General features: G+C 71.8%; 30 protein-coding genes and 1 other RNA gene. 6 read left to right on the forward strand and 25 right to left on the reverse strand.

The window, feature by feature from the left end:
• Nucleotides 1–11: 11 nt before the first annotated feature.
• The 4 genes from HNR19_RS12835 to HNR19_RS12850 all read right to left on the reverse strand — a co-directional run bounded on the left by HNR19_RS12835 (nt 12) and on the right by HNR19_RS12850 (nt 1,842).
• The gene (locus HNR19_RS12835) at nt 12–638 is read right to left on the reverse strand and encodes a TetR family transcriptional regulator (RefSeq protein WP_179668283.1); all 627 of its coding nucleotides are present in this window, start codon (nt 636–638) and stop codon (nt 12–14) included.
• Between the two features lie 269 nt (nt 639–907).
• Complete coding sequence (locus HNR19_RS12840; RefSeq protein ID WP_179668284.1) at nt 908–1,216, reverse strand: hypothetical protein; 309 nt, start codon at nt 1,214–1,216, stop codon at nt 908–910.
• Nucleotides 1,217–1,402, reverse strand: coding sequence for a hypothetical protein (locus HNR19_RS12845; protein ID WP_179668285.1), 186 nt, complete (start codon nt 1,400–1,402; stop codon nt 1,217–1,219). It lies immediately after the preceding gene.
• A 26-nt stretch (nt 1,403–1,428) separates the two neighbouring features.
• Nucleotides 1,429–1,842 (reverse strand): tetratricopeptide repeat protein, encoded by a 414-nt coding sequence (locus tag HNR19_RS12850; RefSeq protein ID WP_179668286.1) that lies wholly within the window; start codon nt 1,840–1,842, stop codon nt 1,429–1,431.
• 21 nt (nt 1,843–1,863) lie between these two features.
• Between HNR19_RS12850 and rnpB the strand changes: the two genes are divergently transcribed.
• Nucleotides 1,864–2,226, forward strand: an RNA gene (gene rnpB / locus HNR19_RS12855) — RNase P RNA component class A.
• A 13-nt stretch (nt 2,227–2,239) separates the two neighbouring features.
• Here rnpB and HNR19_RS12860 read toward each other — a convergent pair.
• Both HNR19_RS12860 and HNR19_RS12865 read right to left on the reverse strand, forming a co-directional pair.
• Entirely contained in the window at nt 2,240–2,452 is a 213-nt protein-coding gene (locus HNR19_RS12860; protein WP_179668287.1) for a hypothetical protein, read from the reverse strand.
• Nucleotides 2,453–2,521: 69 nt separating this feature from the next.
• Nucleotides 2,522–3,070 carry a CGNR zinc finger domain-containing protein gene (locus HNR19_RS12865; RefSeq protein WP_179668288.1) on the reverse strand — a complete coding sequence of 183 codons (549 nt, stop codon included), beginning with the start codon at nt 3,068–3,070 and terminating at the stop codon, nt 2,522–2,524.
• Between the two features lie 26 nt (nt 3,071–3,096).
• Here HNR19_RS12865 and HNR19_RS12870 point away from each other — a divergent pair, with 26 nt between their 5' ends.
• Nucleotides 3,097–3,309 (forward strand): hypothetical protein, encoded by a 213-nt coding sequence (locus HNR19_RS12870; RefSeq protein WP_179668289.1) that lies wholly within the window; start codon nt 3,097–3,099, stop codon nt 3,307–3,309.
• Here HNR19_RS12870 and HNR19_RS12875 read toward each other — a convergent pair.
• Nucleotides 3,306–3,731: an MmcQ/YjbR family DNA-binding protein gene (locus HNR19_RS12875; protein ID WP_179668290.1), complete on the reverse strand. Its 426-nt coding sequence runs from the start codon at nt 3,729–3,731 to the stop codon at nt 3,306–3,308. The genes HNR19_RS12870 and HNR19_RS12875 overlap by 4 nt on opposite strands.
• Nucleotides 3,732–3,783: 52 nt before the next feature.
• Here HNR19_RS12875 and HNR19_RS12880 point away from each other — a divergent pair, with 52 nt between their 5' ends.
• Nucleotides 3,784–4,698: a TIGR01777 family oxidoreductase gene (locus tag HNR19_RS12880; protein ID WP_179668291.1), complete on the forward strand. Its 915-nt coding sequence runs from the start codon at nt 3,784–3,786 to the stop codon at nt 4,696–4,698.
• A gap of 22 nt (nt 4,699–4,720) precedes the next feature.
• Here the strand turns inward: HNR19_RS12880 and HNR19_RS12885 are convergent, their stop codons facing one another.
• Entirely contained in the window at nt 4,721–5,281 is a 561-nt protein-coding gene (locus HNR19_RS12885; protein ID WP_179668292.1) for an NYN domain-containing protein, read from the reverse strand.
• 69 nt (nt 5,282–5,350) lie between these two features.
• Here HNR19_RS12885 and HNR19_RS12890 point away from each other — a divergent pair, with 69 nt between their 5' ends.
• Nucleotides 5,351–6,151 (forward strand): DEAD/DEAH box-containing ATP-dependent helicase, encoded by an 801-nt coding sequence (locus HNR19_RS12890; RefSeq protein WP_218910242.1) that lies wholly within the window; start codon nt 5,351–5,353, stop codon nt 6,149–6,151.
• 27 nt (nt 6,152–6,178) lie between these two features.
• Here the strand turns inward: HNR19_RS12890 and HNR19_RS12895 are convergent, their stop codons facing one another.
• Nucleotides 6,179–6,829 (reverse strand): hypothetical protein, encoded by a 651-nt coding sequence (locus HNR19_RS12895; RefSeq protein WP_179668293.1) that lies wholly within the window; start codon nt 6,827–6,829, stop codon nt 6,179–6,181.
• Nucleotides 6,830–6,995: 166 nt separating this feature from the next.
• Between HNR19_RS12895 and HNR19_RS23550 the strand changes: the two genes are divergently transcribed.
• Complete coding sequence (locus HNR19_RS23550) at nt 6,996–9,149, forward strand: ATP-binding protein (protein WP_179668294.1); 2,154 nt, start codon at nt 6,996–6,998, stop codon at nt 9,147–9,149.
• Nucleotides 9,146–9,817 (forward strand): response regulator, encoded by a 672-nt coding sequence (locus HNR19_RS12905; RefSeq protein ID WP_179668295.1) that lies wholly within the window; start codon nt 9,146–9,148, stop codon nt 9,815–9,817. Before HNR19_RS23550 ends, HNR19_RS12905 begins: the two co-directional genes overlap by 4 nt.
• 4 nt (nt 9,818–9,821) lie before the next feature.
• Here the strand turns inward: HNR19_RS12905 and HNR19_RS12910 are convergent, their stop codons facing one another.
• From HNR19_RS12910 to ftsW, 16 genes are all read right to left on the reverse strand, one after another.
• On the reverse strand, nt 9,822–11,327 hold the full coding sequence (locus HNR19_RS12910) for a sulfatase family protein (protein ID WP_179668296.1): 1,506 nt from the start codon (nt 11,325–11,327) through the stop codon (nt 9,822–9,824).
• Between the two features lie 3 nt (nt 11,328–11,330).
• Nucleotides 11,331–11,861 carry a 2'-5' RNA ligase family protein gene (locus tag HNR19_RS12915; protein WP_343047175.1) on the reverse strand — a complete coding sequence of 177 codons (531 nt, stop codon included), beginning with the start codon at nt 11,859–11,861 and terminating at the stop codon, nt 11,331–11,333.
• Between the two features lie 326 nt (nt 11,862–12,187).
• A complete protein-coding gene (locus tag HNR19_RS12920) occupies nt 12,188–12,652 on the reverse strand; it encodes a GNAT family N-acetyltransferase (protein WP_179668298.1) in 465 nt (154 codons plus the stop codon).
• Nucleotides 12,639–13,577, reverse strand: coding sequence for an RluA family pseudouridine synthase (locus HNR19_RS12925; RefSeq protein ID WP_179668299.1), 939 nt, complete (start codon nt 13,575–13,577; stop codon nt 12,639–12,641). The genes HNR19_RS12920 and HNR19_RS12925 overlap by 14 nt, the downstream gene beginning before the upstream one ends.
• Entirely contained in the window at nt 13,574–14,173 is a 600-nt protein-coding gene (gene lspA, locus HNR19_RS12930) for a signal peptidase II (RefSeq protein WP_179668300.1), read from the reverse strand. Before lspA ends, HNR19_RS12925 begins: the two co-directional genes overlap by 4 nt.
• On the reverse strand, nt 14,146–15,204 hold the full coding sequence (locus tag HNR19_RS23555; protein WP_343047176.1) for a TraR/DksA family transcriptional regulator: 1,059 nt from the start codon (nt 15,202–15,204) through the stop codon (nt 14,146–14,148). Before HNR19_RS23555 ends, lspA begins: the two co-directional genes overlap by 28 nt.
• A 177-nt stretch (nt 15,205–15,381) precedes the next feature.
• Complete coding sequence (locus HNR19_RS12940) at nt 15,382–16,161, reverse strand: DivIVA domain-containing protein (protein ID WP_179668301.1); 780 nt, start codon at nt 16,159–16,161, stop codon at nt 15,382–15,384.
• A gap of 130 nt (nt 16,162–16,291) precedes the next feature.
• Nucleotides 16,292–16,582 (reverse strand): YggT family protein, encoded by a 291-nt coding sequence (locus HNR19_RS12945; RefSeq protein ID WP_179668302.1) that lies wholly within the window; start codon nt 16,580–16,582, stop codon nt 16,292–16,294.
• 61 nt (nt 16,583–16,643) lie between these two features.
• Nucleotides 16,644–17,147, reverse strand: coding sequence for a cell division protein SepF (locus tag HNR19_RS12950; protein WP_179668303.1), 504 nt, complete (start codon nt 17,145–17,147; stop codon nt 16,644–16,646).
• 55 nt (nt 17,148–17,202) lie between these two features.
• Nucleotides 17,203–17,901 (reverse strand): YggS family pyridoxal phosphate-dependent enzyme, encoded by a 699-nt coding sequence (locus HNR19_RS12955; protein WP_179668304.1) that lies wholly within the window; start codon nt 17,899–17,901, stop codon nt 17,203–17,205.
• Nucleotides 17,898–18,623, reverse strand: a complete 726-nt coding sequence (gene pgeF, locus HNR19_RS12960; protein ID WP_179668305.1) for a peptidoglycan editing factor PgeF — start codon at nt 18,621–18,623, stop codon at nt 17,898–17,900. Before pgeF ends, HNR19_RS12955 begins: the two co-directional genes overlap by 4 nt.
• 15 nt (nt 18,624–18,638) lie before the next feature.
• Nucleotides 18,639–19,835 carry a cell division protein FtsZ gene (gene ftsZ / locus HNR19_RS12965; RefSeq protein ID WP_179668306.1) on the reverse strand — a complete coding sequence of 399 codons (1,197 nt, stop codon included), beginning with the start codon at nt 19,833–19,835 and terminating at the stop codon, nt 18,639–18,641.
• Between the two features lie 380 nt (nt 19,836–20,215).
• Nucleotides 20,216–20,944, reverse strand: coding sequence for a cell division protein FtsQ/DivIB (locus HNR19_RS12970; RefSeq protein WP_179668307.1), 729 nt, complete (start codon nt 20,942–20,944; stop codon nt 20,216–20,218).
• Nucleotides 20,941–22,359: a UDP-N-acetylmuramate--L-alanine ligase gene (murC, locus tag HNR19_RS12975; protein WP_179668308.1), complete on the reverse strand. Its 1,419-nt coding sequence runs from the start codon at nt 22,357–22,359 to the stop codon at nt 20,941–20,943. Before murC ends, HNR19_RS12970 begins: the two co-directional genes overlap by 4 nt.
• Nucleotides 22,356–23,447, reverse strand: coding sequence for an undecaprenyldiphospho-muramoylpentapeptide beta-N-acetylglucosaminyltransferase (gene murG, locus HNR19_RS12980; RefSeq protein ID WP_179668309.1), 1,092 nt, complete (start codon nt 23,445–23,447; stop codon nt 22,356–22,358). Before murG ends, murC begins: the two co-directional genes overlap by 4 nt.
• Nucleotides 23,448–23,501: 54 nt before the next feature.
• On the reverse strand, nt 23,502–24,701 hold the full coding sequence (gene ftsW, locus HNR19_RS12985; protein WP_343047177.1) for a putative lipid II flippase FtsW: 1,200 nt from the start codon (nt 24,699–24,701) through the stop codon (nt 23,502–23,504).
• Nucleotides 24,702–24,766 lie beyond the last annotated feature (65 nt).

The following is a 24,766-nucleotide window of genomic DNA, read 5'->3' on the forward strand; positions in this document are numbered from 1 at the left end:
CACATCATCGCCTACGGCGCCGACGCCGGTGCCAGCAGAACGGGCATCAGGCCGTGAACCTGGGCGGTCAGGTCGTCGAGGACGCCCTCCTTGCCGCAGAGATATCCGAGGAGCGCCTGCTGGAAGAGTCCGTCGAGCAGCCCGTAGGCGACATGAGACGTCATCGCGGGTGCCGCGCCCGAGAGCTCGGCGTAGCGGGCGACGACCCGCCAGACCATGTCTTCGAGGGTCTGATCGATGTAGAGCACGGCCTCGCGGAGGCTCTCCTCGAACATGCTCTGCGATCGCAGGTCGTACCAGAGGCGGTGCATCGGCGCCTCCTCCACGATGGTCTCGACCAGCTTGGCCGCGAAGCCGCGGACGAGCTCGTCGGCCGTCGTCGCTTCGGCCACCACGCCGTCGTAGCGGTGCACGCAGGACGCCTTGTACTGCTTGACGCAGTAGACGATCAGGTCGTGCTTGTCGCGGAAGTAGTAGTGGACGACACCGTGGGAGAACTCGGAGTTGTTGGCGATCTCGCGCAGGCTCGAGCGCGCGTAGCCGAGCTCCCCGAGGGTCCGAAGTGCGGAGTCGGCGAGCGCCCGGCGACGCTCGTCGTGCTTGTCCGCAGGCGTACGACGGGCGGCGGCTGTCGTCACGCGTTCGACCCTACCTGCGGCGGCCCCAGCAGATGCGGCCTCCGACGGAGATTGTCCGGTCAAATGTCCAGCAAAAACTTGACAGCCGTCAAGGCGCCGGGGTTTCGTTGCCACATCCGGTAAGCCCGAGCAGGCGCCCTGAGTCAGCGCCGCGCCTGCCCCACCAGGCGGCGGGCTTGCCTCGACCTGGGAGAGCCCGATTCATCGGTCCGGGTCGGCCGACTTCCCCGGTGCTGGAGGGACCGGGGAGGTCGGCCAATGTCTTCCGCTCACGCGCTCCACCCCAGGAACGCGGCTCCCCCGACGAGCGCGAGGAACCACAGCACGATCGACGCCGCGCCGACCACAGGCAGCCACGTCGGCCGCCGCTCGAACCAGCTCAGGCACAGCACGAGCTGCGCCGCCCAGGCGACCATGAGCACCACGACCGCCCACCATGGAGCGACGAGCACGCTGGCGCCGTACAGGAAGAAGGACGCGGCCATCAGGATCAGGCCGACGAACGCCGCGGCGGAGACGGGCTTCCCTGTGGCCGGGTCGATCACCGGCGCCTTGATCCGCCGGCGACGACGGAACACCTACTGCTCGTCCTCGACGTCGTCGTTCCAGACCGGGTCCTCGTCCCACTTCTCCGTGCGTTCGGCGGCGAGCTCGAGCGCCCGCGCCGCCTCGGTTTCCGAGGCGTAGGGACCCAGCCGGTCCTTGTTGGGGCAGCCCTCCTCCGGCTCGACCTGGTGGTGCTTGAGGCAGAACCAGTACTCCATGGCGACGAACCTACCGCGATCGGGCCTCAGAGCCCCTCGACGACCCGCTCCACCCTCAGTACGTCGACCTCGTGCTCGACGTCGCCGCTCATCGCCGCCGCCAACCGCAGGTGCGGGAGCGCTTCCCGGTGCCGCGACTGCCGCTCCAGCGCCCGCCCCAGGGTGTGCCGCGCCCACGTGTCCGACGGGTCCTCGTCGACGAGCTCGGTGAGCTCGTCGACCGCCTTCCCGAGCTGCGCGCGCATGTAGTAGGCCCAGGCCCGCATCACCCGCAGGCTCCGGTTGCCCGGCTCGGCCTCGAGCGCCGGCTCGATGACCTCGAGCGCCTCCTTGGGAGCCCGCCGCGACAGCAGGTCGTGAGCGGTCCGGAACGCCGACTCGAGCCGCTCCTCCCCTCGCGGGAAGACGATCGCCGGCGCTTTCAGCTGCTCCTCCTCCATTCCGGCTACGCTACCCCCGGACGGGTCGGCTGGGCGATCGCGTGGCAGCGGGCAACCGCTGCTCCGAGGAAAGTCCGGGCTCCACAGAGCGGGGTGGTGGGTAACGCCCACCCGAGGCAACTCGCGGGAAAGTGCCACAGAAAGCAGACCGCCTCACTCTCCGCGAGGAGGGAGAGGTAAGGGTGAAACGGTGGGGTAAGAGCCCACCAGCGCCCCGGGTGACCGGAGCGGCTCGGCAAACCCCACCCGGAGCAAGACCAGACAGTGCACGCCCGAGGGCTGCTCGCCCGAGTGCACGGGTAGGTCGCTGGAGACGGCCGGCAACGGTCGCCGTAGATGGATGGTCGCCCTCGACAGAACCCGGCTTACAGGCCGGCCCGTCCCTTCTGTCGCCGGTTCAGCCGTAGCGGCTGCCGAGGCTCGGCGACGCCGGCACCGGCCGGAGGTTCTGCGGCCTGAACCACTCGATCACCACCCTCGACGGTGTCTGCTCGATCACCGCGACCAGAGCGATCCAGCCTTGTTCGTCGCGCCGCCACTCCAGGATCAGCCCCGGGAGCGGCACCGGCATCCAGTCCCGCCTGACCCAGCAGAACGGCGTGCGCGACATGGGACGAGACTAGAACATTTGTTCGATCACTCTCACCGCCGGATCCACGTATCCAGGGCCGGAACCCGATCAGGGCACGGTCACGGCTCGCCTCGACCGGTGCCGGCGGACGGCGGCGCGGTTGGCGCAGCGGACCGAGCAGTAGCGCTGCCGTCCGTTGCGGGTGACGTCCACGACCACGGCCACGCAGGAGTCACCGTCCATCTGCCCCGCAGCGCACCGGCTCAGCCGATGGATGCCCCGGGTGGTCAGGTGCAGCGCCGTACCGACGCTGATCACCGCTCGCAGCACGTCGGGCAGCGAGTCGTTGGCGTCGTCGCGGTAGTGCAGGTGCCATCCCTCGCCCCCGTGGTCGGTGAGCCGCGGGTACGCCGTCGCTCGCGCCATCAGGTCGTTGAGCAGCCGGGCCCGCTCCCCCGGCTCCAGCGCGTCGACGACGCGCAGCCACTCGTCGACGACGCGGCGCGTGCGCTCGTGGTCGTCGGACGCCTCGGCGAACTCCATCGTCATGCCGAACGCCCTGGTCCGGGCCTCGATGCCCGCGCGGTCCTCGGGCCAGTCGTCGGCGAGCGACGCCGCCATCAGCACGGCGTACTCGCCGTAAGGGTTGAGATGCATAAGGCCATTACAGCAGAGTCGTGACCATGACCGACGTCGCAGCAGAGCAGTCCGCGCCAGCGGACGCGCTCCACGAGCACGGCTGGCTCACCGAGTCCGGCCATCAGACCTCCGAGGGCCGGCTCAGCTACGTGCGGTGCGTCGACTGCGGTATTCGACGCGTGGACCTCCAGCCTCATCCGCTCCTTCCACCGCAGTCGCTGACGCGCACCGTGGGCGACCGGGGAACCGTGCGCTAGTCCGGAGCGTGCTCCCGGAGCCACGCCTCACCCCGGCGGGCCGACGCGCGAGAGAGCCACGCCTCCTGCACCACCTCGGCGAGCTCGTCGTAGCTGATCTCCGCCAGCCGGCTCGCCCGGATCAACACCGACAGGTGGCCGTCGAAGTGCGGAGTGGTGAAGAACGGGGAGGACTCGTCCTGCACCAGGGCCAGCTTGTCGCCCTCCGTGGGCACCCAGAAGACGATCACGTCGTCGTAGCGCTCGCCGGTGTCGGGATCGACGGCGTCCGGGCGCGGGTTCCTGAAGAACACGAACGACTTCCCGCCGACCTGGTAGACGGGCCTGTCCTGGGTGCCGGCCTCGACGCGGACGTGGGGCATGCCGAGGGCGAGCTCGTGCACGTCCTCGACCCGCGCCGGCCGGCCACCCGTCCTCGCCATGGAGCCAGACTAGGACGCACACGTCTCCGAGTGGGCGACCTATGTTGGGTCCGTGAAGGTAGTGATCGCAGGCGGCTCCGGCGCGCTCGGGCGCCGGTTGTGCGAGCACCTCGAGGTCGGTGGCCACGAGGTCGTCGTCCTGACCCGGCGCCCGCGACCGGGTCGGTTCCGGCAGGTCGAGTGGGACGGCAGCTCCGTGGGTGCGTGGTCCGCCGAGCTCGAGGGCAGTGCCCTCGTCAACCTCGCGGGCGAGCTCGTCGACCGGCGACCCACCGCGGCGAACGTCGAGCTGCTGACGACGTCACGGGTCGAGCCGACGCGGGCACTGGTCACGGCCAGCGCGACCCTGGCTGAGCCGGTGCCGGTGTGGCTGCAGGCCAGCACCCTCGCGATCTACGGCGACGCGGGCGACGAGGTCCTGGACGAGACGGCACCCCCGGCCGACGGCCCACCGCAGATGGCGGGCGTGGCGAAGGCGTGGGAGAAGTCCGTCGAGGGCGCCAACACCCGACGGCTGGTCACCCTCCGCACGGGCATCGTGCTGGACAACGGCACGCCCGCGCTCGACCGCCTCCTGTCGCTGGCGAAGTGGGGACTCGGGGGTCGCGTGGGCCCGGGCACGCAGTGGATCAGCTGGATCCACATCGACGACTGGCTGGCGATCGTCAGCTTTCTGCTCGATCCCGGCACTGCGATGGCCGGGACGGTGCACGCCACCGGGCCGCGGCCGGTCAGGAACGCCGAGCTGATGGCAGCTCTCCGGAGGAACGTCGGCCGGCCCGCCGCGCCCCCGACGCCGGCCGCGATGGTCCGGCTGGGCGCGGTGGCGCTGCGCACGGACCCGGCTCTGGCGCTCACCGGCCGTCGTGCCGTGCCGGCTCGACTTCTCGACGCCGGGTTCGAGTTCGACCATCCGGACATCGACGAGGCCCTCGCCGACCTGACGTCCCGCGAGCGGGCTGACTGAGACCGCAGTCCGAGGTGCCGCGTCACAGGAACTGAGCCGGGTCGAACTCGTCGATCGGGATGATCCGGACCCGCGGCAGCGGGGCGTTGAACGCCGCGACGTCGTACTCGAGATCGTAGGCCTCGAGCCCGCGGTCGATGAGCTCGGCGAACGCGCTGTTCCGGAACTCACCGAACCCGACGACCGCCACCCGGCGACCGTCGAGGAGAGCGGAGGCCTGGTCGACGAAGTCGCCGTCGTTGCTGACGAGGAAGACGTCGGCCTCACGCCGCTGCAGCTCGACCAGGGTCCGCTGGATGGCGATGTCGACGACCTTCTCGCCCGGCCCGCCGGAGAGCGGGATCGGGCGATAGCCGATGGCCAGGAGCGCCTGGACGAACGGCATGGGCAGCTCGTTGCCGGCGGCGAGGAAGAAGAGGCCGACCGACGGCTGGCTCCACTGGTCGCTGGCGAACTGGAGGAGCCGCTCCCACCGCGGGCGCTCCTCGGGGCGCGGGCGCCGGCCGAGGATCGAGGCGCCGAGGGTCGCGTCGATGTTCTCCCCGTCGACGAGCACGTAGGTGGTGCGCTGTCCGTCCGCCATGGGATGACCTTACGGCGCGGAACGTAGGCTCAGGGCGACCCGCTGTCGACGGCAGGCCCAGGAGGCGTCTTGTCCCGCATCTCTCACTTCCGGACGATCCTGCCCACCTCCAGCCGCGCCGCGGTCGGCGCGACCGTGGCCGGCGGCATGCTGACCGGCCTCGCGACGGCGCCGGAGCGGGTGCAGCGGCTGTTCCGGAGGCGGTTCCCGACGGTCGCGGTCACCGGGATGACCGGGGTCGGCAAGACCGAGCTGGCCAACCGGCTCTCCAAGCGGACGTCGCCCGAGGGCGCCGAGGTCGGCTCGGCAGTGATGGAGCGACGCACCCGGCGCGGGCGACGGCTCCGCGGCTTCCGCTTCCTCGTGGTGCCGGGCGACAACGCGGCGACACGGCTCAGCGCGCTCGACGAGGTCTTCCACGACGAGCCGGTCGACGGCGTGATCCACGTGGTCGCCAACGGCTACGCCACGGCTCGCCGTACGGCGGGCACGACCGGCTCGGCCGACGCCACCCGCGAGGAGCAGCTCGCCGCCGAGCTCGAGGACTGGACGATCACCGCCCACCGGATCGCGTCGATGGCGGTCCGTCGCGACAAGCCGGTCTGGCTCGTCATCGCGGTCACCAAGGCCGATCTGTATGCCGGAGAGGTGGACGACGTCGTCCGCTACTACTCCCCCGGCAGCGGCTCGCCGTTCGGCGACAAGGTTGACGACCTGCGCGCCCTCGCCGGCGGCGCGAAGCTCTCGATCGACGTGCTGCCCGTGTCGAGCCAGGGCGGCGACAAGACCTCCGCGATGCCGGCCAAGCAGGCCAACGCGATGGTCGACGCGCTGGCGCGGCGCCTGGCCCAACTGAGCGGACACGTCTGACCGACACCCGCGGGGCCGACGACCGGCTCAGCGGTCCTCGACGGCGACCACCAGGTCGGGCCGCGCCGCGAGGATCAGTCCGAGCGCGCCGTAGCCGAGGACCAGGTGGGCGACGCCGACGACGGTGCCGCCCGACTCGCCGAGGATGCCCAGCGCGGGCATCGTGACGATCACCCAGGTCTCTGCGACGAGCGACCAGGCGCGGGCCATGCCCCGCCACCGGCCCTTGATCGCGATGCTGACGCCGATCAGCAGCATGCCGAGCATGGACAGCGGCCACGAGAAGTCGAGGACGGCGAGCCAGGTCGCGTCACGCTGGCTCGGGAGCGCGGTGTGGCACAGCGTCCACACGATGGCGAGCACCAACAGGAGCCGTTCGACGTTGAGCAGCCAGCCGTTGACCTTCTTGGTCCCCGTCGCGCGGGTCGCCATGTGGACGTGCACGAGAGCCAGCAGACCGCACTGGAACAGCAAGCCGGCCACACCGGTCACCCGGGTACCGGTCTCGGTCTCCGGGTTGAAGCCGTGGAAGGCGACCGACGTCGCCCAGGCGGCAGCGCCGAGGGCCAGGCCGACGCCGACCTGGCGGATCGTGGTGCGCGACATCGTCCTCGGCCGGCGCAGCGGCGCCTCCTGGACGTCGGTGCGCGCGGCGGGCGGAGTGGTGGAGAAGCTCATGGGCGTGCCTTTCGGACGGACAGCGGTCGTTGACGAGCACCCTTCGGCGACCACGTCCCAGTCCGGCAGGGCGACGTGTCCTGTTCCCCGTCACCCTTCCTGTCCCGGTGCGGTCGTGATCCCGGTCCCGGGGACAACGGGACGCCCCCTCGGGCACCCTTGGGTCGTGCCCACGACCGACCCCGCGCCCGCGCAGGTGCAGAGCGTGCCCGCGCGCATCGCCTGCGTCGTGGGGCCCGCGATCACCGCCGCCGCAGGGGTGTTCGCGGTGCTCGTCACCGACCGGGCGCCGGCGGACCACGTCGCCGCGCTGGAGCTGCCGGGCCCGTGGACCGACAGCCTGGCCGGGCTGGCGCTCGCGGCTGCGGGCACCGTCGTGCTCCGGAACCGCAGGCACGTCCTCGGCTGGCTGCTCCTCGCCTTCGGCATGTGGTCGGCACTCAACGCCGCGAGCGGTGCCTGGCTCGCGCTGGCCACCGCGCACGACCCAGCGCTGCCGGGCGCGGAGCTCGCCTTCTGGTTCTTCATGCGGCTCGGCGCCGGCCTGCTGCTGATCCTGCCGCTGATCCTCCTGCTCTACCCGACCGGCCGGCTGCCGACCGGGCGCTGGCGATGGCCGGCCCTGGTGTCGCTCGCCGGCACCGCAGCGCTCCCGCTCCTCCTGCTCGTGATCCCCGCCGAGGTCGCCGAGATGGAGTCGCCCGACTCGCCCTTGCCACCGTCGGTGCTGGCTCTCGACCTCGATCCGGTCACGATCCCGCTCCCCGACCAGGTGTGGCAGGCGGCACTCCAGGCGTCGTACCTCGTGGTGCCGGTCAGCCTGGTCCTGCCGTTCCTGATCGTGACGGCCGGCTACCGCCGCGCGAGCGGCGCCGACCGGGTCCGCATGCGCTGGTTGCTGTGGGCCGGCATCGTCGACGTCCTCGTGATGCTGGCGTTCGCGGTGCTTCCCGACGCGGTCGGGTCCTACGGCCTCTCCGTCGCGCTCGCCGTCACAGGCGCGGCGGTGGCGGTCGGCCTCGTCCGTCCGGACGTCATCGACGTCGACCGACTCCTCGACAGCACCATCGTGTACGGCGCTCTCGTCGTCTTGTCGTACCTCCTCGACCTCGCGCTGCTCGCGCTCGCGAGCAACCTCCTCGGCGCACACCTGTCGGGCGCCGAGTCGCTCGTGCTCGCGGTCTTCGTGGTCTCCCTGGTCTACGCGCCGCTGCGGCACCGGCTGTGGCGCTGGGTACGGCGCAGCGCCCGAGGTGAGCGCGACGACCCCTACGGCGTCATGTCGCGCCTGGCCGCTCGTCTCGAGACCTCGGACACGCCGTCGTCGCAGCTCCTCGAGATCGCCCGAGCTGTCAGCCGTGCGTTCCGCACCACCTACGCCGGGGTCGAGCTGCTCCAGGACGACGGCAGCCACGTGACCGTCGAGCACGGGACACCGCCCGCCGAGACCGACGCGATGCCCATCGCCTACCGAGGCGAGGCCATCGGCTGGCTCCACCTCCCACGCGGACCGCGGCAGCGACTGCGCCGTGCGGACGAGGCACTCCTGGCCGACATGGTCCGTCAGGCTGCCGCGGCGGCGCGCGCGGCCCAGCTCTCCGACCAGCTGCAGGCGAGCCGGGAGCGGATCGTCACCGCTGTCGAGGACGAGCGCCGTCGCCTGCGCAACGAGCTCCACGACGGGCTCGGCCCGACGCTCGCCGCGATCGCATCCCGCATCGACACCGCCCGGATCACCGCGCAGCGGGCGCCCACGGAGGCCGACCACGCGCTGGCGGCCGCGCGGGGCGACATCTCCGGCCTGCTCGCCGAAGTACGCCGCCTGGTGCACGGTCTGCGACCGCCTGCGCTCGACGACGTCGGCCTGGCGGGGGCACTGCGCCAGCAGGCCGACCGGATCCGCACGCCCGCGCTGTCGGTCACCGTCGACGTCGCCGCCGACCTCGGTCCGCTGCCTGCCGCGGCTGAGGTGGCGGCCTTCCGGATCGCGTCCGAGGCGCTCACCAACGCCGTACGCCACTCCGGCGCCGGGCACGCTCACGTGCGGATCGACGTACGAGACCAGGAGCTGGTCGTCGAGGTGGCGGACGACGGTGTCGGCATCGGCCCGGACTCGCTCGCGGGCGTCGGGCTGTCGTCGATGCGGGAGCGAGCTCGCGAGCTGGGCGGTCGCTGCACCGTGGAGTCGTCGGCTGCTGGCGGCACCCGCGTGACCGCGCACCTACCGATCCGTGAGGTCGCCGGTGGGAGGGTCACGGCCCCCGCGCCGCGCAGCGAGCCCGCGGTGACACCGCAGGCGTCGATGGAGGTGACGCTGTGAACGAGGCGGCGGTGCGGGTGCTGGTCGTCGATGATCACCCGGTGTTCCGCGAGGGGTTCGCGGCGCTCCTCGGCAGCATGGACGGCATCAGCGTCGTCGACACCGCCGGCGACGGCCAGCAGGCGCTCGACGCGGTCGACCGCCATGGCGAGGACGGTGTGGACGTGGTGGTCATGGACGTCCAGATGCCGGTCCTCGACGGGGTCGAGGCGACCCGGCGGCTGCTCGCGCGACACCCGGGCGTGCGCGTGCTCGTGCTGACCATGTCGGAGGAGGACTCGACCGTGCTGGACGCGGTGCAGGCCGGCGCGCGGGGCTATCTGCTCAAGGGCGCCGAGCCCGCCGAAATCCTGCGCGCCGTCTTCACCGCCGCCGAGGGCGGCATCGTGTTCGGGGCCGGGCTGGCGGCCCAGGTCGTCGACTTCTTCGCCGCCGTCTCTGCGACGGACCGATCGCCGTTCCCCGAGCTCTCCGCGCGCGAGCACGAGGTGCTCGACCTCGTCGCCGCCGGACTCTCCAACCCGCAGATCGCCCAGCGGCTCTTCCTCTCCCCGAAGACGGTCCGCAACCACGTGAGCGCCGTGCTCACCAAGCTGGCCGCGGTCGACCGCGCCGAGGCGATCGTTCGGGCCCGCGACGCAGGGCTGGGACGCCAGGCGCGACGCTGACAGGTCAGGGCGCCAGGCACTCCTTGCCGGCGCACGTCTCCAGCCGGTCGAGCTCGGCGAGCAGCTCCTCGCGCCACGGCCTCTCCGCCTCGGACGTGGTCCCGTCGAGCTGGAACGGGTCGTCGGCCAGGTCGTAGGTCTCGACCCAGCCGTCGAAGTAGCGCAGCAGCACCCGGCCGTCGGAGGTGCGGATGCCGGTGTAGAGCCGCTGCTGGTCCTCGTTGGGCCAGCCGCCGGCCTCGAGCAGCAGGTGGCGGTCGGCCAGGTGATCGTGGTCGTTGGTGGCGTCCACCAAGGAGACCCCGTCCTGCGGCAGGCCGGGCTTCGCCCGCGCGAGGTCGAGGATGGTGGCGGGCAGGTCGGTGAGCGACACGAGCTGGTCCCGTACGGCGCCGCGGGCGATGCCGGGGCCGGCCATCAGCAGCGGGACGCGGATCGATTCCTCGTAGCCGTAGATCTTCTGGTTGAAGCCGTGCTCGCCCAGCATGGTGCCGTTGTCGGAGGTGAACACGAGCACGGTGTCGTCGAGCTCGCCGACCGCGGCGAGGGTGTCGACCACGCGGGCGATCGCGTCGTCGACCGACCTCAGCGACTCGCGGCGCTGACGGAAGAGCTCGTTCATCGCCGCGGGGTCGAGCGCGCTGCGCTCCTCGAGCCAGCTCGGCTTGTCACTGAGGTCCGCTTCGTGGCGACTCGGCTTCGGCGGCAGCCCGCCGGCCACCGTGTCGCGATAGCGGTCCTCGACCGCAGGCGTGCCGACGCGGCCCTCCCCCGTCGGGTCGTCCGCCTCCACCGGGCCGCCCACGTGCGGCGCGAGGAACCCCGACCAGACGAAGAACGGCGCCTCGCCCTCGGCGTACTCCCGCACGAGCGAGGAGACGGTCTCAGCTGTCCAGGTCGACTGGTACTGCCTGCGCGGCACCAGAGTGCCGTTCTCGTTCACGGTGAACGACCGGTACTGGTAGGGCCCGACGACCGGGACGTACCAGTCGGTCCAGCCGTCCGGCACGTGCGTCGCGCCGTCCTGGTCAGCGGGGTCGGGATAGCCGTTGAGGTACTTGCCGACCATCGCCGTGCGGTAGCCCGCGTCCTGGAGCCAGAGCGGCAGCGTCTCGGTCTCGTCGAAGTGGCCGTAGCCGCCCCACGGCTCCTCGTTGCCCAGCACCCCGTGGTTGTGGGCGACCTGGCCGGTGAGGAGGGTCGCCCGCGACGGGCAGCACAGCGGGTACTGCGCGATCGCCTGCCTGAACGTCGTGCCGGCGTCGCCGATCAGCCGCCGGGTCCGGGGCATGACCGCGAGCTCGTCGAGCGTCTGGTCGTCGGTCACGAAGAGCACCACGTTGGGCTGCTCCCGCGGCGTCCCCCCGGGCCGTCCGCCTGTCGCGGACTCCGAGGAGTCGGGCGTCAGCGCGGGCGCCTCGCCGTCGGTGCACGCCGCAAGGCCGAGCACGACCAACGAGATGGCGACAGCGAGGAGGGCCCGGACCCGTTCGATGCCGGGCACCTCCATGACCTACCCCCTGACGCTGCTCACCCGGTCGGGCTCAAGGGTAGGCACGCCGAGCGCCCACGTGGCGCGAACGTGGCAGTTGCCTGTCTCGTACCAGTGCAGCTCGACCCGGTCGGCCACGCAGCGCGCGGGCAGCAGGTCACCCATCATCGCGCGGGTGCTCGCGACGTCGACCGTCGGGGAGACCCGGTCCAGCGTCACGTGCGGCACGAGGTCGCGGTACCGGCCGGCGTACGGCGGACACTGCGGGAACGCCTCGCACAGTCGCTCCGTCAGCAGGCTGAACGGCGCGGACGGCTCGGGTCTGGCGTGGACGACGCCGTCGGGGAACGCGTCGACGTCGTCGAGGCGGAAGTCGAACGCCGGCGTCGACGCAGCGATCTCGCCCACGACGGCGAGGTCGTCGGCGCTCGGTTCCTCGAGATACGGCGCGAGCACCGTCACGTGGGCGTGGGTGAACGCGGGGTCGCGGGACACGAGCTCCGGCGCGTAGTGCTCCCAACGCGACCGTATGAAGGCCTCGAGCGCGGGCACTGGAACAAGCAGAACGCTGTGGCCGCGTTGCCGGGTCATGGGGATGACCATCGCACAGGTGCGAGGTGCGTCACTCAGCAGGTGAATTCCTGGTGTCCGACGTCGCCCCCGCACCTCTGCCTCGTTGTGCCCTGTGGACCGGCGCGCTGACCTCGGCTCAGCCAGATCGATCCACTACTCGGGGATTACTGGGGGGTAATCGATGACAACGAACATTCCTGAAGTCGACAACACCGAAGTGCCGGAGATGTCCGGGGTGCTGATGCTCCTGGCGATCCTGCTCCTGCTGGGCGTGCTGGTGACCGTGGCCACCTGACACCAGGTCCTCAGGAGATCGCGCCGGGCCACTCCATCCGGAGGTCCAGGGCACGCTCCTCGTTGCCGGAGCCGTCGGTGTGCTCGCGCTCGACCAGCCCGCGCGCGGCGTAGAACGCCCGCGTCGGATGGTTGACCTCGAACACCCACAGCGAGAACCCGTCGGGACGCAGCGCCTTGACCACGTCGAGGAGCGCGGACCCGACGCCGCAACCCTGCGCCCCGGGATCGACGTACAGATCGTCGAGCCAGGTCGGTGTGAACCGCGCGTAGCCGACCACGACGTCGTCGACCTCGGCCACCCAGACCTCGTCCTCGGCCAGCCGTCCGGCGAGCCAGGCCCGCACCTCGGCCTCGCTGTGGATCCCTGGCGGCATCGACGCCGCCGCCCGTGCCCTGAGGTGTACGTCGGCGACGGCGCTCGCGTCGTCAGGAGTCGCCGGCCGCAGCGCGACCGCTGCGTCAGTGGATCTCACGGACGACGTCGAGCGCGCGGGCCAGGTCGTCGGGGTACGTCGACTCGTACTCGACGTAGTCGCCCGTCTCCGGGTGCTCGAAGCCGAGCCGCACGGCGTGCAGCCACTGGCGCGTCAGGCCCAGTCGCTTCGCCAGCGTCGGGTCGGCGCCGTACGTGAGGTCGCCGCAGCACGGGTGTCGGAGCGCCGACATGTGCACCCGGATCTGGTGGGTGCGGCCCGTCTCGAGGTGCACCTCGAGCAGGCTGGCGAAGCGGTGTGCCTCGAGCGTCTCGTAGTGGGTGACGCTCGCACGGCCACCCTCCATCACCGCGAACTTGTAGTCGGCGCCCGGGTGCCGGCCGATCGGCGCGTCGATCGTGCCGCTGAGCGGGTCGGGGTGCCCCTGGACGAGCGCGTGGTAGGTCTTGTCGACCGTGCGCTGGCGGAACGCGTTCTTGAGCACCGAGTAGGCGTGCTCGGACTTGCAGATCACCATCACGCCCGAGGTGCCGACGTCGAGGCGCTGGACGATGCCCTCGCGCTCCTTGGCGCCGGAGGTGGAGATCCGGAAGCCGGCGCCGGCGAGGTGCCCGACCACGGTCGGACCGCGCCAGCCGGGCGACGGGTGGACCGCGACGCCGACCGGCTTGTCGATCACCACGATCGCGTCGTCGTCGTGGATGATCTTGATGCCTTCCACGATCTCGGGCACGACCTCCAGCGGATCAGCCTCCTGCGGGATCTCGACGTCCAGCACGGCGCCGGGCATCAGCCGCTCGCTCTTGGTCGCGATGGTGGCGCCGTCGATCTGGACCCGGCCGTCGGCGATCAGCTCGGCCGCGCGGGTGCGGGAGACGCCGAACAGCTGCGCCATGGCGACATCGACGCGCTCGCCCTCGAGGCTGTCGGGCACGGGGAGGCTGCGGTGGTCGACGCTGGTCACGCGTCCTCCTCGTCGGTCACCCCGTCGGCCTTCTCGTCGGTCTCCTTGGCCGCGCGGCTGCCGTCGAGCTGGACGCCGCGGAAGGCCTGGAGGATCACCAGTCCGGCACCGACGTTGATGCAGATGTCGGCGACGTTGAAGACCGGCCAGTTCGGGAGCATCAGGAAGTCGATGACGTGCCCGCGGAACGGTGACGGATCGCGCACCAGCCGGTCGGTCAGGTTGCCGTCGATGCCGGCGAGGATCAGGCCGAGGCCGATCGCCCAGATCGCCGACCCGAGGCGCCGGCTGAACCAGAGCACGACGAACGTCGCGACGATCGCGAGGCAGGTGAGCGCAACCGTGAAGTCGGTGCCGAGGCTGAACGCCGCACCGGGGTTGTAGGTCAGGTGGAGCTGGAGGAGCTCTCCGACGACCTGGACGTCGGGCTCGCCCGCAAGCTCCGAGACCGCCCAGTGCTTCGTGAGCTGGTCGACGGCGTACGCGACGAGCGCCACGCCGGCGAAGAGAAGCCAGCTGCGCGACCGGGCGGGGGCCTCGTGCCCGTCGGCGCCGCCCTCGGGCGTGCCTACCGACGTTCCTCTCGCTGCTTGCATGTCATGCAAAGTGTTGCACGGGGGAATGCCATCAGCCGCATCTTCCCGATGGGGTTGCCGCACGACTCGCACACGCCGTAGGTGCCGTCGTCGATGCGCGCCAGGGCCCGCTCGATCTGGGCCAGCTTCTCGCGCTCGTGGTTGAGCACCGTGAGCTCGTGGTCGCGCTCGAACGAGGTCGCGCCCACGTCGGCCTGGTCCTGCCCGGCGCCGTCACCGGCGTCCCGCAGCAGGCCCGACAGGTCGGCCTCCTGCTCGGCGACGATCTCGGCGCTGTGGGTTTGCTGCTCGTGCAGCTCCGCGACCACCTCGGCGAGCTCCGCCTTCGACCAGGCCTCCTCGCCCTCGAGGACGACCAGGGTGGACGCCTTCTTGGTGGGCGTGGCCTTCTTGGCCGGTGCCTTCTTGGCGGGAGCCGCCTTGGTCGTGGCCGGAGCCTTCTTCACGGGGGCCGCCTTCTTCGCCGGAGCGGTCTTCTTCGCAGGGGTGGACTTCTTCACGGGTGCGGCGGCCTTCGTGGCCGGCGCGGTCTTCTTTGCGGGCGTCTTCTTCGCCGGCGTGGCCTTCTTGGCGGGCGCCTTCTTCGCCGGCGCGGCCTTCTTGGCGGGCGCCTTCTTCGCCGGCGCGGCCTTCTTGGCGGGCGCCTTCTTCGCCGGCGCGGCCTTCTTGGCCGGAGCCTTCTTCGCCGGCGCCGCCTTCTTGGCCGGAGCCTTCTTCGCCGGCGCCGCCTTCTTGGCCGGAGCCTTCTTCGCCGGCGCCGCCTTCTTGGCCGGAGCCTTCTTCGCCGGCGCCGCCTTCTTCGCCAGAGCCTTCTTCGCCGGCGCCGCCTTCTTCGCCGGAGCCTTCTTCGCCGGTGCCGACTTCTTGGCGGGCGCCTTCTTGGCCGGCGCGGCCTTCTTCGCCGGTGCGGCGGCCTTCTTCTTGGTCGCTCCGTTGCTCGCAGCGCTGGACTGCGCCTTCGGTCGACGGATGATCCGCTTCGCTGCGGACGCTGCCGAGCCCGCCAGCGTCTTCTTCGAGGTGCGCGCCACGAGGGCCTCCTGTTCGGAGCGACGCTCCGCCACGGCTTGCGGCGGAGGCTGCAGGGACCTTAGCCCCTGGTCGCGACCACTCCAAGCAGGCTCACCGGCTGGACCACGAGCCGAGAACACGCCGAACGGCCGCCCACCGAGGTGAGCGGCCGTTCGAGAGAACGTCGGGTCGACGGACTAGCGCTCTTCCTCGCCCAGGATCGAGCGCAGGCGCTTGGGCGCCGGCGACTCCTCGACGGGAGCGACGGTGTCGCCCGGCGTCTGGAGCGCCTCGAGCTGCTGGGTGAAGTAGCTCTTGAGGCGCGAGCGGTACTCACGCTCGAACGAGCGCAGGTTCTCGACCTCGATGTTGAGCTTGTCGCGCTCCTTCTCCAGGTCGCCGAACAGCTGCGTGCGGCGCTCGGCCGTCTCGCTGTCGAGCATCTCGGCGCGGGCGCGCGCGTCGGACTCGAGGCGGTCGGCCTTGCCCTTGGCCTCGTTCTCGAGGCGCTCGGCCTTGGTGCGGGCCTCGCCGACGATCTTGTCGGCCTCGTTCTTCGCGTCCTCGACCAGCTCGTCGGCGTTGCGCGTGGCGATCTCGAGGAGACGGGCCGCGGCGTTGGACGCCTCGGGCACGGTCTCGACCCGGATCGTCTCGACGCCACCGGAGATCTCGCCGGTGACCGGAGCGGCGGCCGGCACGGGGGCCGGGGTCGGCTCGGGGGTCGGCACGGGCGCAGCGATCGGCTCCGGGACCGGCTTGATGGCGGTCGCGGTGTCGTAGGAGTCGTACGACGCGGGGCCGCCCGACTGTGCCGCCGACAGCTTGGCGCGGAGTTCGTCGTTCTCCTGGGTCAGCCGGGCGAGCTCGGCCTCGACCTCGTCCAGGAACTGGTCGACCTCACCCATGTCGTAGCCCTCGCGCAACCGGACGGGGGTAAAGCGCTTGTTGCTCACGTCCTCGGGCGTCAGCGGCATGACCTCACCTATCTTCGATCAAGGAGACACTCTGTCTCAGCGAACTCTAGCGCCTGGTCCTTCCCCAACGAGATTCACCAGTCACTTCCGACACCACAACTACCCTGCAATCCCGAGGCTACGCGACCCGTCAGAGCAGGAAATTCCGGTTCAGTGCGAGCAGGACGTAGGCCAGGATCATGACGAGAAGGAAGCTCAGGTCGAGCGCGAAGTTCCCGATCCGGATCGGCTTGATCACCTTCCGGAGAGCCTTGATCGGCGGGTCCGTCACCGAGTAGACGACCTCGAGCACGACGAGCAGGAAGCCCCGCGGCTCCCACGAGCGGGCGAAGACCTGGATCCAGTCCACGATGAAGCGCACCCAGAGCAGGACGATGAACGCATAGAGCGCGTATTCGATGATCTGTCCGGCCAGGGTCACGCGGAGAACCTATCCAAGCGACCTAGGAGTCTGCTGCACCGGGCCCCACGCAGGGGCTGCGTCACGACTGGTTGAAGAAGCCCGCGTCGGCGATGCGCTGCTTGTCCTCGGCGGCGACGCTCACGTTGGGCGGTGAGAGAAGGAACACCTTGTTGGTGACGCGCTCGATGCTGCCGCGGGTCGCGAAGATCAGGCCCGCGGCGAAGTCGACGAGGCGCTTGGCGTCGGCGTCGTCCATCTCCGAGAGGTTCATGATGACCGGGGTGCCCTCGCGGTACTCCTCGCCGATCGCACGCGCCTCGTTGTAGGTGCGCGGCGTCAGCGTCGTGATGCGCGACAGCTCCGCGACCATCGGAGCGGACTGCACGGGCGTCGGGCGCCGGCGCTCGCTGATTTCGGCGACGGGGGCGGGCTGGGCGACGCGCGGCTGCCGGGCCGGGCGCGGCTCGGAGGCCGCTCCGCGTGCGGGCCGCGTCTCGTCGACGAGCTCGTCGTCGTAGTCGTCGTAGCCGGTGTCCTCGAGCAGGCCGAGGTATTCACCGATCCTGCGCATCGCACCGCTCATGAGACTTGCCTCCGCGTTTCTGCGCCCGGTGGGGCGACTGGTCGTGTTTCGGACATTACTGGACCGCAGGCCTCGATCCGAGGACCGCGGTGCCGACGCGCACGTGTGTCGCGCCGGCGGCGATCGCGGCTTCCAGGTCGCCGCTCATCCCGGCCGACAACCACGTCGCATCGGGGTGATCGGCGAGGAACGCGGCCCGTACGTCGGCGAGCCGCGCGAACGCTTCCTCGGGGTCCTCCCCCAGCGGCGCGACGGCCATCAGGCCGCGCAACCGGAGGTGGTCGGCGGCCTCGACGGCGTCGGCGAGCGCAGGCACGTCGGCCGGGTCGGCACCCGCCCGTCCCTCGCGGCCGGGCGGGTCGAGGCTGACCTGGAGGAGCACGTCGACCGCTCCCCCGCGCGCAGCGGCACCCCGGTCGAGGGCGCCCACGAGCTTGGCCCGGTCGACGGAGTGGACGACGCCCGCATAGCGGGCCACCGCGGCTGCCTTGTTGCTCTGGAGCCCGCCGATGAAGTGCCACGTGACGGGCACGTCGGTGGTCTCGGCGGCCTTGGCCTCCGCCTCCTGGTGGCGGTTCTCCCCGACGTCGGTGACCCCGAGGTCGGCGAGCAGCCGCACGTCGGAAGCCGGGAAGTACTTGGTCACCACGATGAGCGAGACCTCGGACGGGTCGCGTCCCGCCGCGCCGCACGCGCTCGCGATGCGGTCGCGGACCCGGCTCAGCCGGGCGGCGAGCTCCTCGGCGCGGCTCATGCCACGTCCCTCAGTCGCACGATCCCGGCGAGACGGCCCGCACCGACACCGTCGCGGCGGTAGGAGTAGAGGTCGGCCGACTCGCGCGTGCAGCGGGCCGCGTCGACCGCCTCGACGCCCGCGCGCTCGAGCTGGGCGCGCACGCCGGCGCCGATGTCGAGCGCGGGAGTGCCCCACGACGTCGTCGCCCGGCTCGCGGGCTCGGCGGCGGCGACCTCCTGCTGAAGCTCGGCGGGCACCTCGTAGCAGGCGCCGCAGATGTAGGGGCCGATCCAGGCCCGCACGTCGCCGGCGCCGAGCTCGCGCATCCGCTCCACCACGCGGGTGACGACGCCGGCGGCCATGCCGAGCCGGCCCGCGTGCGCCGCGCCCACCACGCCGGCCGCCGCGTCGGCGAGCAGCACCGGCACGCAGTCGGCGGCGCGGACCACCAGCACGGTGTCGAGCTCGGTGGTGACGATGCCGTCGGCCTCCTGGCGCACGCCCGCCCTCGCGTCGACGACGTCGGCGCCGTGCACCTGCAGGAGGTCGGCGATGCGGTCGACCCCGAGGTCGGGGGCGAAGTCACCGATCAGGAGCCGGTGGTTCTCGGCGGTCGCCTTCTCGTCGTCGGTGCCGGCGATCGACAGGTTGAGCTCGTCGTACGGCGCAGCACTGACCCCGCCGAGCCGGTCGGTGAACGCCAGCTCGACGGGGCCGAAAGTGGTGCGGAAGGAGTACACCCGGGCGGGAGTCGCTTACTTGAGGAAGTCGGGCACGTCGAGGTCGTCGTCGTCGAACGACATCTGCGCGCGCTCGGGGCGGGCGCCGACGGTGACCTCGGGCCGCGTCTCGGGGGCGAGCTTCTCCTCTTCCTCCGCGGGCTGCCGCACGCGGGTGGCGTCGTCGCGCTCCTCGCGCTTCGGCTCCTCGCGACGGGTGGCCACCTCGGCGTTGCGGGTCTGCTCCTGCGGGCGGCGCAGGGTCGCGCCCTCCGCCCGCTTCGGCGTACCGCCGTCGAAGCCCGCGGCGATCACCGTGATCCGGACCTCGTCTCCGAGCGCGTCGTCGATGATCGTGCCGAAGATGATGTTGGCGTCGGGGTGCACCGCGTCGGCGACCATCGCGGCGGCCTCGTTGATCTCGAAGATGCCGAGGTCGGAGCCGCCGGCGATCGAGAGCAGCACGCCGTGGGCGCCGTCGATGGAGGCCTCGAGCAGCGGGCTGCTCACGGCCATCTCGGCAGCGGCGACCGCGCGGTCCTCGCCGCGCGCCGACCCGATGCCCATCAGCGCCGAGCCGGCGTTGCTCATGACCGCCTTGACGTCGGCGAAGTCGACGTTGATCAGGCCGGGCGTGGTGATCAGGTCGGTGATGCCCGAGACACCCTGCAGCAGCACCTGGTCGGCCTGGCGGAACGCGTCCATCACCGACACGTTGCGGTCGGAGATCTGGAGCAGCCGGTCGTTCGGGATCACGATGAGGGTGTCGACCTCCTCGCGGAGCTTGGCGATCCCCTCCTCGGCGGAGTTGGCGCGGCGGCGGCCCTCGAACTGGAACGGCCGCGTGACGACACCGATGGTCAGCGCACCGAGCGAGCGGGCGATGCGCGCGACGACCGGCGCGCCACCGGTGCCGGTGCCACCACCCTCGCCGGCGGTCACGAAGACCATGTCGGCCCCCTTGAGGACCTCCTCGATCTCCTCGGCGTGGTCCTCGGCGGCGCGCGCCCCGACATCGGGGTTGGCCCCGGCGCCGAGGCCGCGGGTCAGCTCGCGGCCGATGTCGAGCTTGACGTCGGCGTCGCTCATCAGGAGCGCCTGCGCGTCGGTGTTGATCGCGATGAACTCGACGCCCTTGAGGCCGACCTCGATCATCCGGTTGACGGCGTTGACGCCACCGCCGCCGATGCCCACCACCTTGATGATGGCCAGGTAGTTCTGTGCAGCTGCCATGGCGGCTTCACCTCTCGTTGACTAGGACTGTGGTGTGGGTGCGGCGATGGGGAAGAAGTCCGGCGTGGTGATCAACTCTGACCCTCAGGCTGAGGGTTATAGTTATGTCAACCTCGTCGTGATGAAGACAGTAGGTAGGCCGCTGGGCGGGATGGCGCAGACACGCCGACCAATGCGTGGCTGGTGCGGGTGTTCGCCCTGTTCCGGCGGTCCGGTTCGCCGGCGTGCCGTCCCGGCTTGCTCGCTCCGCCGCGCGACGGCGCACTTCGGTTGGGCGCCGCTCGGCGCGGGGCGCCGGCGCGTCGTCGCGAAATCGCCGGGACGTCACCCCGTCGAACCGCACCGCCGGACCTGAGCGGCGCGGCGTGAAGCGGCCAGCGTCAGCGGGTCGTCGGCATCCCCGGGACGCTGACGTCGTAGATCTCCGCCTTGTGCTGGAGCAACGTGAGGAGCACCTCGGCCTTCTCCTCCGACTGCTCCGCGCTCCCCCACCGGACGCGGCGGCCGTCGCGGAGCTCGAGGAGGATCTCGTCGACGGTCTCGACCTCGACGTGGTCGACGAGGACTGCGACCTCGTCGGTGAGCGAGGAGACCACGAGGGCGGCCTCCTCGAGGGCGTCGGACTCGGCGCCCGAGCCGACCTCGACGCGCGGGAGGTCCGCGGGTGCCTCGTCGAGGTGGCCGAAGCGGAAGCCCTCGGCGTCGAGCTGGGTCAAGCCGTCCGGGGTGGCGACGACGGCGACCGGGGTGCGCTCGGTGACCTCGATGCGGATCTCGTGCGGCCACTGGCGGGAGACGTCGACGGACCTGACGGTGTCGAGGTCGTCGACGCGCTCGGCGATCTCGTCGAGGTCGACCCGCGCGAGCGGGACGCCGTCGGGCACCTCGGCCGCCTCGAGCACGTCCTCGTCGGTGAGCTGGGAGGTGCCGGTGACCTCGGCGCCCTCGACCCGCAGCCAGGGCGAGAAGAAGATGCCGTAGACGGCGAAGCCGATGCCGCCCACCAGCAGGAACGCGGCGAGGAGGTAGCGCCACGTGAGCCACCGGCGCGCCCACTGCCGGCGCGCGAACCGCTTGCGGGTGCGGTCCTGCGGGGTACGGCGACTCATCCGCGCGCCTCGAGGGCGGCGACGACCTGCGGCGCCAGTGCGGTGATGTCGCCCGCGCCCAGCGTCAGGACCACGTCACCCGGCCGGGCGACGGACACGAGAGCCTCGACGACAGCGGTGCGGTCTGCGACATACCGCACCCGCTCCGCAGGCAGAGGTACGGCGTCCGCGACCAGCGCGCCGGTGACGTCGGGGTCGGGCTCCTCGCGGGCGACGTAGACGTCGAGCACGACGACCTCGTCGGCGGCGCCGAGCGCCTCGCCCATCTCGGCGGCGAAGATCCGGGTGCGCGAGACCAGGTGCGGCTGGAACGCGACGATGAGCCGACCGGCGCCGGCGAGCGACCGGCCGGCCTCGATGTCGCCGCGGATCTCGCTCGGGTGGTGGGCGTAGGAGTCGTAGACGCGCACTCCCCCGGCCTCGCCCTTGGCCTCCATCCGGCGGCCGGTGCCGACGAAGGAGCCCAGACCCCGCGCCAGTGCGGCGAATTCGTGACCGAGCTCGAGTCCCATGGCGAGCGCGGCGAGCGCATCGGCGACGTAGTGGCGGCCCGGGATCCGGAGCGCGACCTCACCGAGCGTCTCGGTGCCACGAACGACGGTGAACGTGGTGCCGTTGCCCACCTTGCGCAGGTCGCGCGCCTGGAGGTCGGCCGTGCCTGCGTCGACGGCGACCGTCACCACCCGGCGGCCGGCCTCGCGCTGCCGGGCGGCGATGCGTGCGGCGCCCGGGTCGTCGACGACGCAGACGAGGAACCCGTCGAGGTCGATGCCGTCGACGAACTCGTCGAACGCGAGCGCGTAGGCCTCTTCGGTGCCCCAGATGTCGAGGTGGTCGGCCTCGACGTTGAGCACGATCGCCGCGTGGGTGTCGTAGACGAGGAAGGCACCGTCGCTCTCGTCGGCCTCGGCGACGAAGTGCTCCCCCGCGCCCAGGTCGGCGTTGCGGCCGGTGGCGGTGAGCACGCCGCCGACGGCGTACGACGGGTCGGCGCCGGCCTCGATCAGGGCGACCGCGAGCAGCGACGTGGTCGTGGTCTTGCCGTGCGTGCCGGCGACGGCGAGCACCCGCTGCCCGGCCATCACCGACTTCAGCCCGGCCGAGCGCGGCAGCAGGGTCTTGCCCGCCGCGCGCGCGGCGACGACCTCCGGGTTGTCGTCGCGCGCCGCCGTGGTGACGACCAGGGTGTCGGCGTCGCCGACGTGGGCGGCGTCGTAGCCGATCGAGACAGGGACGTCGAGCTCGCGCAGCGGCGCGAGGAACGGGGTGTCGTTGTCGTCGCTGCCGGTGACGGGCACGCCGCGGCGGGCCATGATCCGGGCGATGCCGGACAGGCCGGCGCCGCCGATGCCGACGAAGTGGACCCGGCCCAGCTCCTCGGCCGCGGGCACCACGTCGGGGACGGGCAGCCTCATCGGCGGCGTCCCTGGTCGAGGATGATCCGCGCGAGCTGCTCGTCGGCGTCGCTCGGCACCAGGTGGGCCGCGGCGGCCCCCATCCGGGCCAGCCGGTCGGGGTCACCGGCGAGCTCGGTGACGGTCGAGGCGACGTAGTCGGCGGTGAAGGACGCGTCGTCGACCATCAGCGCTCCCCCGGCCTCGACCACGGGCCGGGCGTTGAGCGCCTGCTCGCCGTTGCCGATCGGCAGCGGCACGAAGACGGCGGGCACGCCGGTCGACGCGGCCTCGACGACGCTGTTGGCGCCGGCGCGGCAGACCATCACGTCCGCGGCAGCGAGGGCGTAGTCCATGCGGTCGACGTACGGCGCGACGACGTAGGGCACGCCGGTCTCGACCGGCTCGACCCACTGCGGGTCCTCCTTGCCACGCGGGCCGACGACGTGGAGCACCTGCACGCCGGCCGCGCCGAGCGCGGCCGCGGCGCCCGCGACGGCTCGGTTGAGCCGCCACGCGCCCTGCGAGCCGCCGGTGACGACGAGCGTCGGCAGGTCGGCGTCGAGCCCGAAGAACCCACGAGCCTCCGCCCGGAGCGCTGGCCGGTCGAGCTGGGAGATCATCCGCCGCAGCGGCAGGCCGACGTACTCGGCGTTGCGCAGCGGCGTGCCCGGGAAGCTGACGGCGACCTTCGAGGCGAAGCGGGCGCCGACCTTGTTGGCGATGCCGGGCAGCGCGTTCTGCTCGTGGACGACGAGGGGCAGCTTGCGGCGGCGCGCGGCGAGGTAGACCGGCACCGAGACGTAGCCGCCGTAGCCCGCGACGACGTCGGGCCTGATCCGGTCGAGCACCTCGAGCGCGGCCTTCACCGAGCCGCGCAGCCGGGACGGCACCAGGGCGAGGTCCTTGCCGGGCTTGCGCGGCAGCGGGACCGGCGGGATCAGCTCGAGCGGGTAGCCCGCGGCCGGGACGACCGTGTTCTCGAGGCCGCGCGGCGTGCCGAGGCAGGTGACCTCGACGCCCGGCTCGAGGCGGCCGAGCGCGTCGGCCGTGGCCAGGAGCGGGGACGTGTGCCCCGCCGTACCGCCGCCTGCCAACAAGACCTTCATACTGCCGCCACTCCCTCTACCGCCCGACCTGTCCGCACTCTCGACAACAGGACGTTACCGACGGGCGGCCACGCCCCGACTGCGGGTACGGCGCCGCTGCGCCAGCGCGCGGGCGGCCGCCGGCTCGCGCCGGGCGAAGCCGATGACCAGCCCGAGCGCGGCCAGCGTGGGCAGAAGGCCGGATCCGCCGTACGACACGAGCGGGAGGGGGATGCCGATGACGGGCAGGAGCGCGAGCACCATGCCGACGTTGATGATCATCTGGCCGAGCAGCCAGATGATCACGCCGAACGTCGCGTAGCGGACGAACGGGTCCTTGGTCTCGCGCGCGACGCGCAGACCGGCGTACGCGATGACCAGGAACAGCCCGACGACGAGCAGGGTGCCGGCGAGGCCGAGCTCCTCGCCCAGCACCGCGAAGATGAAGTCGGTGTGGGCCTCCGGGAGCTGGCCCCACTTCTGCTGGCTGGCACCGAGGCCCTCGCCGAAGATGCCGCCGGAGGCGATCGCGTAGAGGCCGTGGGCCGGCTGCCAGCCGGTGCCGTGGAAGTCCTTGAACGGGTCGACGAACGTCGTGATGCGCTCGAGCCGCTCGGTGTCGGTCGCCGCGAGAGCGAGTGCGACGACGCTGAGCGCGCTCATGAACAGCACGAACAGTCGAACCGGGGCACCGACCACCCACAGCATCCCGACCAGCAGGGCGAAGAAGACGAGCGCGGTGCCGAGGTCGCGCCCGATCACCACGAGGGTCGTCGCGAGCACCATGCCCGGCACCACCGGGATCAGCAGCTGGTGGAGGCTGCCGAGGCGGCGCTCCTTGTTGGCGTAGATGTGCGCGGCCCAGATGACGATCGCGAGCTTCGCGATCTCGGACGCCTGGATCTGGATCGGGCCGAGCGCGAGCCAGTTGCGGTTGCCGTTGATGGTGACGCCGACGGCCGCGGTCGCGACGAGGAGACCGAGCGCGACGACGAAGCCGGGATAGGCCAGCCCGCGCACCCACTTCGTCGACACGCGCGAGGCGAGGATCGCGACCGGGATGCCGAGCAGCACCCAGATCAGCTGGCGCTTGACCCAGTAGAAGCTGGAGCCGTAGTTGTCGTAGCCGTGGACGCTCGACGCGCTGAGCACCATGATCAACCCGATCGTCAGCAGCAGCACGGTGGCGCCGACGAGGAGGTAGTAGGTCGTCAGCGGCCGGTCGAGCGCCTCGCGGAGGGTGCCGACCCAGGTGCGGGTCGCGGACCGCGACACGAGCGGGCGGAAGCGGGCGCCGCGCGTGCCCTCGGGGTTCGCGGTGGTGATGGCGTCCCCCTCGG

It is taken from the genome of Nocardioides thalensis (assembly GCF_013410655.1).
Classification (GTDB): Bacteria; Actinomycetota; Actinomycetes; order Propionibacteriales; family Nocardioidaceae; genus Nocardioides; species Nocardioides thalensis.